The following is a 12,395-nucleotide window of genomic DNA, read 5'->3' on the forward strand; positions in this document are numbered from 1 at the left end:
GCGATAGCCCGCGTCCGGCTGGCCTTCGGCTCTTGCGGCCACCGCCGCAGCTTCTACCCTTTTCCACGACCATGCCGGTTCGTGCGGCGAATGAGGGGATAGGGGTAAGATGACCCAGGTGATGCAAGGTATGCGCGTGCTGGAAGTGGCGCAGTTCACCTATGTTCCGGCTGCGGGCGCAATTCTGGCGGATTGGGGCGCAGACGTCATCAAGGTGGAGCATCCCGTGCGGGGCGATACGCAGCGTGGCTTCCTCAATATGGGTGGCGTGACGCTCGATCCGCTACGCCACACGCTGTTCGAGCATCCCAACCGGGGCAAACGCAGCGTCGGCATCGACTTGTCGAGCGCAGAAGGGCAGGAAGTGCTCTACGAGCTTGCCAGGACGGCCGACGTGTTCCTGACCAACTATCTTCCCCAGGTCAGGCAGAAGAACCGGTTCGATGTCGAACATATCCGCGCGGTCAATCCGAACATCATCTATGCCCGCGGGAGCGCGCTTGGCAACAAGGGGCCGGAACGCGAGGTCGGTGGCTTCGACGGCACATGCTTCTGGTCGCGCAGCGGCATTGCCTATGCGATGTCGCCCGAAGCCTTGCCCGGCCCGCTGACCCAGGGCATCCCCGCTTTCGGGGATTCGATCGGCGGCATGTTCATCGCGGGGGGAATTTCCGGCGCGCTCTATCATCGCGAAAAGACGGGCGAGGCCGTGGAACTGGATGTGTCGCTGCTGAGCGCCGCCTGGTGGGCGTCGGGCGCGCAGATTTCGCAGATCATGGAAACTGGCGTCGTCACCCGCAATGGTATGCCGGCGTCGGGAGGGTCGCTCCGCAACCCCTTCATGGGCAATTTCCACACCTCCGACGGCGGCACGATCAACCTGTGCATGGTGAGCCCGACGGGCTTGATCCGCGACACGTTCGAGCATGTCGGCGCGCCCGAAGCCGCCAACGACCCGCGTTTTCAGGATGTCCATGCGCTGATCGAAAATGCCGGCGCGGCGAGCGACATCTTGGTCAAGGCTTTCGCGCAAAAGCCCTTCGCCTACTGGCGGGAGCATTTGAAGACGCTGAAGGGCCAATGGGCGCCGATCCAGAGTTTCGCCGATCTGTTGACCGATGATCAAGCGCTGGCCAATGACATGATCGTCGAGGTCGAAGGCGCCGATGGCAGCGGCAAACCGCTAAAGCTGGTTCGCGGTCCCGTTCAGTTCGACGGTCAGCCGTTGGAAACTACGCGCGCACCTCAAGCGTCGGAACATACCGAACTCGTGCTCATGGAAATGGGCGTCGAATGGGATCGGATCGAACAATGGAAGGCCAGTGGCGCCATTGCCTGAAAAGGCAAGATGCTACGGTGAGGAAGGCAGATAGCAATGAAACCCGGAACGAAACTGAAGAGCGCGGTCTGTGACACCGAAGTCATGGTGATCCGCAGCGGCGAGGGCACGATCGAATGTGGCGGCGCGCCCATGGGTGAAGCCAAGGCCGAACCGCAAGGGGCACCAAACACGGATTTTTCCGCCGGTACTTTGATGGGCAAGCGTTATGTCGATACCGCTGGCACGTTCGAACTGCTGTGCATCAAGCCCGGCAAGGGATCGCTTTCGGTCGATGGGGTGGCGCTGAGCACCAAGGACGCCAAACCCCTGCCCGCTTCGGATTGACACGCATCCCATGAATATCGCCCTGTTCCTTGAAATGGCTGCGGACGCTGCGCCCGACCGGGTCGGCCTGGTATGCGATGGCAAGCGTTGGACCTATGCGGAGCTATTGGCCGGCGCACGCGGCGCGGCGGCGTTGATCCGCGCGAGCGGCTGCACCCATGTCGCCCTGCTCGACGAAAGCAGTGAGGCGGCGGCCATGGCGCTATTTGGCGCGGCCCTCGCCGGCATAGCCTATGTGCCGCTCAACTATCGTCTGGCCGACGCGGACCTGGCCGCCCTGCTCGACCGGATCAGTCCGGCGCTGATCGTGGGCGATGTCGACCGTGTCCGACGACTTAGCCCATCCCAGACAAACCAACCGCTCGATCGCACCGCCTTCGTTGCCGAAGCGCTGGCGCGCGCTGCCGATCCGGCAGTCGATGCCGACACTAGCGAGGACGTCGCCATCCAGCTTTTCACCAGCGGCACGACCGCCGCGCCGAAGGCGGCGATCTTGCGCCACGCAAATCTGCTGTCCTACATATTGGGTACGGTTGAGTTCGGCGCCGCGCCCGAAGAGGATGCCGCTTTGGTCAGCGTGCCTCCCTATCATATCGCGGGCATCGCAGCGTTGCTCAGTTCCGTCTACGCCATGCGGCGCATCCTGCTGCTCCCCGCCTTCGAACCCAAGGGGTGGCTGGACCTCGCCGCGATCGAGCAGGCAAGCAACGCCTTCGTCGTGCCAACCATGCTCGCCCGGATCATCGACGCGATGGACAAGGGCCATCGCCCCGATCTTTCCCGCCTGCGCGCCATCGCCTATGGTGGCGGCAAGATGCCGACCGAACTGATCCACCAGGCGCTGGACCTGTTCCCGGAGACGGGTTTCACCAATGCCTATGGGCTGACCGAAACCAGCTCGACCGTCGCACTGCTTGGCCCCGATGAACATCGTGCCGCCCATGGATCGAATGATCCGGCCGTGCGCGCGCGGCTGGGGTCGGTCGGGCGGCCGCTGCCGACGGTCGAGATCGAGATACGCGACGAGGAAGGCCATGTCCTGCCCGCCGGCAGCGCCGGCGAAATCTACGTCCGGGGCGACCAGGTGTCGGGCGAATATCGCGAACGCAGCGCATTGGACGCGCAGGGTTGGTTTCCCACGCGCGACGCGGGTTATCTGGACGCGGAAGGCTATCTCTTCCTGTCGGGCCGGGCCGACGATGTCATCGTGCGCGGTGGCGAGAATATCTCACCGGGGGAGATCGAGGATGTCGTCATCGCACATCCCGCCGTTGCCGAAGCTGCGGCTGTCGCCATCCCGTCGCATGAATGGGGCGAAGCGGTCGGCCTGATCGTCGTTCCCCGCTCCGGCCATGCGGCGCCATCGGACGAGGAGCTGAAGCAGATGGTGCGGGCGCGGCTGCGCTCCTCCCGTGTGCCGGAACGGGTGCTGTTCGCCGACGCCCTGCCCTATAATGAGATGGGCAAATTGCTGCGGCGGGAGATCAAGAAACTCTTCCTCGTCTGACATGGCCGGTCCACGCGCCCTTCCCCTCTCCCATTGGGCTGAGGCGGAGCTGCGCTCGATCGAGCGGCTGGGCGGCGGGACGGCCCTTTCTTCCCTGACGGCCACACAATTGATGGGAGAGCGAGCTGCACTCAACGGCTTTCGCATTCCTGGCCGCATCTCGGCCGGGGGCGGATGTCGGCTCTATGATACGCTGGACATGCCTGTCGCGCTGACCCTCGCGCGGCCCGATGACCGCGCGATGCTGCCCGCCTTGTTCGGAGAGAGCGGGATCGACGGAGGGGATGACGCGCAGTTGATCGCTGCCTTTGCCGCCCGGCGGAGCGAAGAGATGGTCGCGCAAGGCCGGTTGCTGGGCCTGGCCATTGCGCGAATTGGCGAAACGCCGGTCAGCCCCGTCTGCGCCATCACTGCGGAAGGAGAGATAAAGGCACGAACGGCGCCACCGCTTGTCATCGACCTGTCGGCGCTCTGGGCCGGGCCGCTAGCGGCGCATCTCGTCGGCCTGTGTGGCGCGCGCGTCATCAAGGTGGAGAGCCACACCCGGCCCGACCGGATGCGGGAAGGCGATCCCGCGCTCTTTGCCCGGCTGAACCAGGGTAAGGCCAATATCGCGCTGGACCTGCGCCATGGCGTCGACCGGGCGGCGCTGATCGCATTGATAAGCCGGGCCGATCTGGTGATCGAGTCGGCGCGGCCGCGCGCGCTCCGGCAATTGGGGATCGATGCCGATGCGCTGGTCCGCGCGGTGCCGGGGCTGGTCTGGATGACGATCACCGGCCATGGAACGAGCGGGGAAGCGGCCCATTGGATCGGCTTCGGCGATGATTGCAGCGTTACGGGCGGCTTGAGCAGCGCGCTTCTCGATGCCGGTGGGTCGGTTGGCTTCGGCGGCGACGCCTGTGCCGATCCGTTGATCGGCATCCGTGCCGCGCATCTGGCGCTGGCGCGGCTGCGCGATGGACGGGGCGCACGCATGATCCTGTCGATGAGCGCTATCATCGCCCATGCGCTGGCCAGCGAGACGCGGCGGGACGAAGACGCGCTGATGGCCGACCTGCGGTCCTGGAGCATGGCTGGCGGATCGTCTTTCCCAACGGTCGAACCCAGGCCATTCGGCGCGGTCGCCGCTCTGGGGCAGGACAATGAAGCCTGGCTCACGTCATGCTGATCCGTCGGGCCGAGATTGACGGGCATCTGGCCGATATACGCATCGCAAATGGGCGGATCGCGGCTATCGGGCTGCTTGAGCCAGATCCTGACGAGCAAGTGATCGAGGCGGGTGGAGGCGCGTTGCTGCCCGGACTGCACGACCATCATATCCATTGCGCCGCGCTGGCAGTCGCGCGCAACTCCATCGCCTGCGGGCCGCCGGAGGTGAGGGACGAAGAGGATCTCGCACGGATATTGGCGCAACCGGGAGCCGGCTGGCTGCGCGGCGTGGGCTATCATGAAAGCGTTGCCGGCATGTTGGACGCCGCGACGCTCGATCGCTGGACGGGCGATCGTCCGGTGCGGATACAGCATCGTTCCGGGCGCATGTGGTTCCTCAACAGCGCGGCGCTGGACCGTTTATTGTCTACAACCTCCCCGCCGGAGGGAATGGAGCGCAACGGCGGACGCTGGACGGGACGCCTGTTCGATGCGGATGCCTGGCTGCGTTCCGCGCTGGGCGGCACGCCGCCGGAGCTGGCAGCCGTGAGCGCGGAGCTGGCCTCGCTGGGGATAATCGGCATCACCGACATGTCGCCGGCCAATGACAGACGCATGGCGGCGCATTTCGCGGCGGAACAGGACGCCGAGCGCCTGATCCAGCGCATCGTGCTGGCCGGAACGCTGGCCCTGTCGGACACGCCGCCGCCTGCCGCCGTGACGATCGGCCCCGCCAAGCTGCATCTGCACGAACATCAACTGCCCGATTTCGACGCCTGCGTGGCCTTTCTGCGCAACGCGCATGAGCGGGGTCGCAATGCCGCCATCCACTGCACCACGGAGGTTGAGCTGGTGTTCGCGCTGGCGGCGCTGGAAGAGGCTGGCGTACAACAAGGCGGACGCATCGAACATGCCGGCATCACGCCCGACATATTGCTGGCGCGGATGGCCGATCTGGGCATCCGCGTCGTCAGCCAGCCGCATTTCATCGCCGAGCGTGGCGATCAATATCTTGCCGATGTCGATCCACGGGAGAGGTTGCTCCTCTACCGCCTTGCCGCCTTCCGTCGGATGGGCATCACGCTGGCGGCCGGCAGTGACGCGCCCTATGGCCGTCCCGATCCCTGGGCCTCCATGCGGGCTGCCGTATCGCGCCAAACCGCAAGCGGCATTTACGTAGGCGAGGATGAAGCCCTGACGCCGGAGGACGCGCGCGATCTGTTCCTGGCCGATCCGATGGAGTTGGATCGCATCCGCCGGATAACGAAAGGCGCGCCGGCAGACCTCTGCCTGCTCGATCGCAATTGGGCACAGGCCCGTGCGCGGCTGGATGCCAACGATGTGCGGACGACCATCATTGCCGGATCAGTCGTCTATAATCGCGTCGACAAGACCCCAATCTAGCGCCGTCCGCGCACCGATCCGCTTGCCCGACAGCATCATCAGGGCCGCACGCTGCCGACCGATCCGGCGGGCGACCGAAATACAGCCCCCCGCTCCCGGCAATATGCCCATGGCAAGTTCGGGCAACTGGAACCAGGCGAAGCGACTGGCGGTCAGCCGGGCGGCGAAGGCCGCCATCTCCAGCCCCGATCCCACGCAGGCGCCCTGCACATGCGCTTCCAGCCGATCCGCGCATTGTGCGATGGAATGGGCGGGCAATGCCGCCATGCGGATGGCATGGGCGGTAGCGGGATCGCGCGTCGTACCAAATTCGGCCAGGTCGGCCCCCAACGAGAAGCTTCGTCCTTCCGCGCGCAACCGGATATGCGCGACGTCCCTGTCCAGCGCGGCCAGATCGAAAATCTCCCGCAACGCATCGCGCATCGGACGGTCAATCGCATTGTCCGCATGGGGACGGGCCAGACAGATGTCGAGACGGTCATCGTCGCGTACAGCATGAACCGCGCCTGGAGAATGGAGCTGTGGCTTTCCCTGCATTACCAGCCAGGCCGAATGGCCAGCGCTGCCTTGAAGCAGCCCATAGGCCATGGATTCCGCAACCAGCGCCGCATCTATCGCCATGGTTTCGGTCAGACGCAGTAGCTGCACCAGAATGGCGGCAGCGTGCGGCTGGGCTTCGATCGCCGTAACGAGCGCGTCCAGCGACACCGGCGGTTCGACCAGCAGGTCGCAGCGTGACGCATGGGGATGGGCGCGGTCGCCGATACCGATTAACGGACAGGCAGGCAGATGCCATTCCGCATCGTCCGCCACGCCATCAAGATCGATGACTGCCAGCACCGCGCCGTCATGCTGAGACGGAAAGACGAGCGTCAGCGGATCGATGCGGGCGAACGGGTTGGCCATCGAGCCAATGTAGAGCGTAGCGAGCGCGAGGCCAAAAGCCAGTCCTCACTCATCGCCCAAGCGTTGCCCTTTACCGTTGGCGCGGACGAAACAACGACACAATATCCGGATGGGAGGAGAGATGCATGAGCTTGCAGGAGCGAAGCGCCAAAGCATTGCTGCATGATCCGGCACGACCGGCGATCGAATATGAAGGGCGCTGGCATGATTGGGGTGCGGTCGCCCGGACCGCCCGCGCCTTGCAGGCGGCGCTTTCAGCCGGTGGCGTTCGCGATGGCGCGCCCATCGCTTTCGTGCCCCGCAATCGTCCCGAAGCGCTGGCCGCCCTGCTCGGACTTGTCGCGCAAGGACGGACGATCCGCATGATCTATGCCTTCCAGGCTCCAGTCGGCATTGCTCGGAACCTGGCGGAGCGGGAAGCGGCAGCCCTTGTCGCTTCTGCAGAGGATTTGGCCCCGGAGGTTCTGGAAGCGGCAGCGCATAGGGAGATGGCAGTGGTTGCGCTGGACGGGATGGCGGTTCGCCTCCTGCAACCCGCGGGCGCCCCTGGATGCAAGCCTGGATCGACTGAACCACAGATCGAGATATTGACCAGCGGCACCACCGGCCCACCCAAATCCTTCGCCCTGCCGTACAGCTTGCTGGAAACCCATTTCCTGGGCAGCCCCCTGACGGAACGGGAGGGGGAGGATGCACGCACTGCTCCGCCCTTCCTGCTTTATTTCCCGATCGGCAATATCTCCGGCCTCTATTCGACGCTGCCCATGCTGATCCGCGGCCAGCGCATGGTGCTGCTCGAACGCTTCACCTTGCCGGCCTGGCGCCAGTATCTCAACCGTTACCGTCCGACCCATGCAGGCCTGCCGCCTTCCTACATCCGGGCCGTGCTCGATGCGCAGGTCCCGGTCGAGGAACTGGCGTCGCTACGCACAATCGGCACGGGCGCGGCGCCGCTCGATTCCGATGTGCAGCAAGCGTTCGAAGCGCGTTACGCCATCCCCATCCTGCTGTCCTATGGCGCAACGGAATTTGCCGGACCGGTCGCGATGATGACGCCGGCCCTGCACGCGGAGTGGGGCGAAAGGAAGCGCGGTACGGTCGGGCGCGCGATGCCCGGCGCACAGCTACGGATCGTGGATGCGGAAAGTGGCTCGATCATGCCTTTCGACAGCCCTGGCCTGCTGGAGGTGATTTCGCCCCGGATCGGGCCGGGCTGGATTCGCACATCGGATGTCGCGCGAATCGACAAGGATGGCTTTCTATTCCTGATGGGCCGGGCGGATGGTGCAATCATGCGTGGCGGTTTCAAGCTGCTGCCCGAAGCGATCGAACGGGTTTTGATGCAGCATCCCGATATTGCCGAAGCCGCCGTCACGGGCATCGATGACGACCGCCTGGGACAAGTTCCGGCCGCAGCGATTCGCCTGGCGCCAGGAGTGTCCCCACCCGACCTTGCCATGCTGGAGGCGCACGTCCGCGCCCATCTGCTTGCGCCCCATGTGCCGGCCAAATGGCTGTTCTGCGAGGAGTTTCCGCGCACGCCCTCGCTCAAGACAGATCGTCAGGCGCTCCGTCGACTCTTTCTGGAGGAGGTTATTATATAATTGAAATAGATAGATATTTCTCAAATAAACGAGAGTATCTCATTTTTTATTGACAGCTTCTCCGCGTTAGTGAACAACTATGTTCATAAACCGAAGGAGAGGACCATGGCTCAAGTCGAGTCCAACAAGGCTAAGATCGCGAAGCGCGTCATCGAAGTGCTAGAATTCTTCGATGAAAATCATCCGCAGGCCACGGTGATGGACATTGTCCGTCGTTTTGACCGACCCCAGTCCAGCACGTCCGAATTGCTGTCGAGCCTGGTCGATCTGGGCCTTCTGCATAAGGACCCTTGCTCGCGTTCCTATTCCCCCACGCCGCGTGCCGCGATGCTGGCAGCAGCCGTCCAGCCGCGACTGGTGCGTGACGGCGTTCTGACGGGACTGATCGACCGGTTGTCGGCCCAGACGGGTCTGGGCGTTGCCGTGTTCGGCATGGTCGGGCTGAAGGTTCAGGTGTTCAACTGGCGCGCCGGCAAGCGCAGCTTCCGCACCGCCGGGCCGGGCTTTTGCGGTGGACAGCAGGATTATCTGTCCGATTCCGCAGCGGGCTGGCTGATGCTGTCGACCGTGACCGAACCGCGCCGGGGCGGCATGATCCGTCGGCTCAACGCCGAGGCAAGCGAGGATCGCAAGTTCGCAACCGTCGATATGGTCGCGCAGATCCAGCGCTGCCGTGACGAGGGTCATGCAAGCGGCAGGGCCGGGTTCGGATCGCTCGCCGACGTGACGGCAGTGCTGCTGCCCAACATGCCCGAAAGTCAGCCTCTGGCGATCGGCTTCGTTTATGAACCGTCGGACCAGATCGATGCCGATAACCTGCTGGTGACGCTCCGGGACGCCGTGCGCCGTTGTGTCGAAGAGCCTGCACCGGCATCGGTGTCCGCCCTGTTCGATGCCCGCCAGCCGCAGTTCGAGGTCAGCCATGGCTGAGGTGAAGGACAACGACAAGGAACTCGCGCAAGCCGCGCGCAAATATTGGTCGGCTGAAGGTTATACGGCCGGCGGGGTGATCCGCGAAGTCGACTATGCATCGCAATCGGGTGGGCTGCACCCCTCGCTCGCGGGCATCAAGATCGTCGATACCGACACGCATATTACCGAGGCGCCTGACCTGTTCACGTCCCGCGCGTCCGCCAAATACAAGGCGAAGGTGCCTTATGTGAAGCTGGATGCCGACGGGGTCGAGCGCTGGTATGTGGGTGATCGCAATTTCGGATCGATGGGTGGCAATGTCATCCGTGCGGACAATAACAAGCTGCTCGGCCGCCTTGCCTTCCCCAAGCTGGCGCAGGCGCACCCCGGCGGCCATCTCATCAAGGAACGGTTGCAGGCGATGGACGATATGGGCGTCCATGCCCAGATCGGCTTCCAGAATTCGGGCGTGACCCAGGCGGGATCGCTGATGTCGCTGGGCGATCCCGATCTCGCCCTCGCCATCATCCAGATCTACAATGATGCTTCGGCTGAATATCAGCAGGAGTCGGGCGACCGCATCTTCAACATGGCGCATCTCCCCTTCTGGGATCAGAAGGCGCTGGAAACGGAGGCGCGGCGTTGCGTGGACATGGGCCTGAAAGGCTTCGTTCTGCCCGACACGCCTGAGCGCGTGGGTGTGCCGAGCTTCATGCACGATTATTGGACGCCGTTCCTGGAAATGTGCGAAGCCACGGGGATGCCGCTCAACTTCCACCTCAATGCGGCGATCGACCCCAATACGCTGACCTGGGAAGGGTTTGGTTTCGAACAGACTTTGGCAGTCGTCGCGACCATGTTCTCGATCGGCAACGCGGCGACATTGGGCAACTGGATGGTGTCGGGCCGGTTGGATCAGCATCCCAAGCTCAAGATCGGCCTGATCGAAAGCGGCGCTGGTTGGGTTCCGTTCGCCATCGAAGCGCTGGAACATCAGTTCGACGAGATGCTGCCCAGCAAGAAGGGCCTGTTGAACAAGCGGCCGAAGGAATATTTCCGCGACCATTTCTGGGTCACATTCTGGTTCGAGAAGGTGGCGCCCAAGCTGCTGCTGGAAACGATCGGCGTCGACAAGGTCATGTTCGAAACCGACTTCCCACACCCGACGTCCCTCTATCCTGGCGTCCAGGAGCATGTCGTCGATGTCCTGGGCGGCTATGATTTTGGAGTGAAGAAGAAGGTTTTGCAGACCAACGCCACCGGTCTCTACAACCTACCCTTCTGATCGAAATCCGGAGCGCTCCCGCCTTGCTGCGGGAGCGCTTCTTCCTCAACCTTCCGATGGACGAGGTTGATAGGTTGCGCCATCGAAATGGTCGAGCGGCTCCATCTGCGCTGCGCTGAAATCGATCACGCGCCCAACCCGCAGGGCGTTCACGGCATTTTCTGGCTGAAACGTGAAACAGTTGGGCGGCACCCGGCTGGCGGTGGACTGGCGTTCCATGGGGATCAGCCGGCCATTGGCGAGGATGGTCCCCCATTGGAGAAGCCGCGCGGCTTCCCGTTGCGGTTCGTCGAGCGCATCGATCCAGCCCCGCAATTTCATCAGCGAGAAATCCGCGATTTCGACGGGTTCAGTCATGACATGGCCGCGATGCGCAATCTGAAGGATCGGAATGCCATCGCGTCGAATCTCCGCCACGGCCAGGCCATCGACCGGATCACAAGCCAGAATCTCATAGCGGGTCGGGGCGATATCGCCGGCATGGGCCGCCGCCAGCAGCACCAGATCATGCAGATGCGTGCAGTTGGCCTTTTTCTCGCCTCGCCCCGCAATGTCGCCCGGCGCCACGCCGGTAAAGGTCGCCTGCAACACAGCGGGAGCACCCGGACAACTGGTCCAGGGCACGCGCTCCATGACCGAGTCCACGGCGGACACGACCGCGCCGTCATGATGCAGGGTGACGGCCATGCTGTGATAATCATCCTCGACGGCGGCAGTCACCTGCCCGGCCGTGGGCGTCACCAGGAAGCGACGGCGAAAGCCTGGCAGCACATCGAGCATGGCGCTATCCATCGCTCCTAATCCTTCGCCAGCAACAGCGCGGCCGCCATCGGCCCGCCACCGGAAGTGGCGACCGCGACCCTGGGATCGCCGGCAATCTGCCGCGCCCCGCCCTCTCCGCGAAGCTGTACCACGGCCTCATAAGCGAAGCCGAACCCGTGCAGACGCCCCCAGCCGAGCTGCCCGCCCCCGGTATTCATCGGCAATTCGCCGTCCAGGGCGATACGCTTGCCCCCCTCCAGGAACTGGCCACCTTCACCGATGCCGCAAAAGCCCAGCCCTTCCAGCCAGGTGATCGGCTGGAAGGCGAAGCCGTCATAGAGTTGGACGGTATCCACATCCTTGGCCGCATAGTCCGTGTTGGCCCAAAGGTCGCGGCCGGTGGGATAGGCGCCAGCCCATTCCGCCTGATCCCAGCTATAGCGTTCGACCGACCCGGCGCTTGCGGCAATGCGGACCGGCACGGCTTTCACTTCATCCAGCGCATCGCCGGCGGAGACAATGATAACCGTGGATGCATCGGTGAACCGGTCACAATCATAGAGGCAAAAGGGTGTGCTGATCAGACGCGTAGCCATGTAACGATCCATCGTCAGCGGCTCGCGGACGATCGCGCGGGGATTGCGGGCGGCATTGGCATGATCGTTAAGCGCGACCTGCGCCAATTGCTCGCGGGTCAGGCCATATCGCTTCATGTGACGCATCGCGAACTGCGCCGTCCAGTTCGCTGCGGAAAAGGCGCCGAAGGGGGACACCCATTGCGAGCTGCCCGAAACATCCTTGCGCCGTTCCAGCGGCGGAAATTCTTCCGGCCGGGCAAGGGCGGCCGCTTCATATACGGTACGAAAACAGAGGACATGGCGGGCCAGGCCTGCCTTCACCGCATTTGCGGCCTCCGTAATGGCCCCCAACTGCGCGGTCGCTTCGGCAGCCCCGATATGCCATCTGGTCTTCAGGCCGAGCACTTCGATCAGATCGTCGGCACTGACCGGCGAGAAGCCGAGGAAGCTCTGCATCTTGCCCGGATAGGTGGCGACACCATCGATTTGATCGAGCGTGAGACCGGCATCGGCAACCGCTTCGCGAACCGCATCGACCGTTAAGCCGAGGGGCGATCGGGTGAGACGCACGCCGACTTCGGACATGCCGATGCCGCTGATATAGGCTTCGCGCGCCATG

The 12,395-nt window shown here is 63.9% G+C and carries 11 protein-coding genes; 8 read left to right on the plus strand and 3 right to left on the minus strand.

Going from position 1 to position 12,395, the window contains the following annotated elements:
* Positions 1–109: 109 nt before the first annotated feature.
* The 5 genes from MOK15_RS18270 to MOK15_RS18290 are packed head-to-tail and all read left to right on the plus strand — an operon-like array spanning position 110 to position 5,729.
* Entirely contained in the window at positions 110–1,339 is a 1,230-nt protein-coding gene (locus MOK15_RS18270; RefSeq protein ID WP_242933147.1) for a CoA transferase, read from the plus strand.
* Positions 1,340–1,375: 36 nt separating this feature from the next.
* Positions 1,376–1,666 carry a hypothetical protein gene (locus tag MOK15_RS18275; RefSeq protein WP_242933148.1) on the plus strand — a complete coding sequence of 97 codons (291 nt, stop codon included), beginning with the start codon at positions 1,376–1,378 and terminating at the stop codon, positions 1,664–1,666.
* Positions 1,667–1,676: 10 nt separating this feature from the next.
* Positions 1,677–3,173 (plus strand): fatty acid--CoA ligase family protein, encoded by a 1,497-nt coding sequence (locus tag MOK15_RS18280; RefSeq protein ID WP_242933149.1) that lies wholly within the window; start codon positions 1,677–1,679, stop codon positions 3,171–3,173.
* Between the two features lies 1 nt (position 3,174).
* Complete coding sequence (locus MOK15_RS18285) at positions 3,175–4,344, plus strand: CoA transferase (RefSeq protein ID WP_242933150.1); 1,170 nt, start codon at positions 3,175–3,177, stop codon at positions 4,342–4,344.
* Positions 4,338–5,729 carry an amidohydrolase family protein gene (locus MOK15_RS18290; RefSeq protein ID WP_242933151.1) on the plus strand — a complete coding sequence of 464 codons (1,392 nt, stop codon included), beginning with the start codon at positions 4,338–4,340 and terminating at the stop codon, positions 5,727–5,729. Before MOK15_RS18285 ends, MOK15_RS18290 begins: the two co-directional genes overlap by 7 nt.
* Here the strand turns inward: MOK15_RS18290 and MOK15_RS18295 are convergent.
* A complete protein-coding gene (locus MOK15_RS18295) occupies positions 5,691–6,635 on the minus strand; it encodes an enoyl-CoA hydratase/isomerase family protein (RefSeq protein WP_242933152.1) in 945 nt (314 codons plus the stop codon). The genes MOK15_RS18290 and MOK15_RS18295 overlap by 39 nt on opposite strands.
* A 125-nt stretch (positions 6,636–6,760) precedes the next feature.
* Between MOK15_RS18295 and MOK15_RS18300 the strand changes: the two genes are divergently transcribed.
* The 3 genes from MOK15_RS18300 (at position 6,761) to MOK15_RS18310 (ending at position 10,436) form a co-directional block, all read left to right on the plus strand.
* Positions 6,761–8,239 carry a fatty acid--CoA ligase family protein gene (locus tag MOK15_RS18300; protein ID WP_242933153.1) on the plus strand — a complete coding sequence of 493 codons (1,479 nt, stop codon included), beginning with the start codon at positions 6,761–6,763 and terminating at the stop codon, positions 8,237–8,239.
* A gap of 105 nt (positions 8,240–8,344) precedes the next feature.
* Positions 8,345–9,169 carry a helix-turn-helix domain-containing protein gene (locus MOK15_RS18305; RefSeq protein ID WP_242933154.1) on the plus strand — a complete coding sequence of 275 codons (825 nt, stop codon included), beginning with the start codon at positions 8,345–8,347 and terminating at the stop codon, positions 9,167–9,169.
* On the plus strand, positions 9,162–10,436 hold the full coding sequence (locus MOK15_RS18310; protein WP_242933155.1) for an amidohydrolase family protein: 1,275 nt from the start codon (positions 9,162–9,164) through the stop codon (positions 10,434–10,436). The genes MOK15_RS18305 and MOK15_RS18310 overlap by 8 nt, the downstream gene beginning before the upstream one ends.
* A 45-nt stretch (positions 10,437–10,481) precedes the next feature.
* Here MOK15_RS18310 and MOK15_RS18315 read toward each other — a convergent pair whose 3' ends face one another.
* Entirely contained in the window at positions 10,482–11,228 is a 747-nt protein-coding gene (locus tag MOK15_RS18315; protein WP_242933156.1) for a DUF2889 domain-containing protein, read from the minus strand.
* Between the two features lie 5 nt (positions 11,229–11,233).
* Positions 11,234–12,394, minus strand: coding sequence for a thiolase family protein (locus MOK15_RS18320; RefSeq protein WP_242933157.1), 1,161 nt, complete (start codon positions 12,392–12,394; stop codon positions 11,234–11,236).
* Position 12,395: the final 1 nt, after the last annotated feature.

Source organism: Sphingobium sp. BYY-5 (assembly GCF_022758885.1).
Taxonomy (GTDB): Bacteria; Pseudomonadota; Alphaproteobacteria; order Sphingomonadales; family Sphingomonadaceae; genus Sphingobium.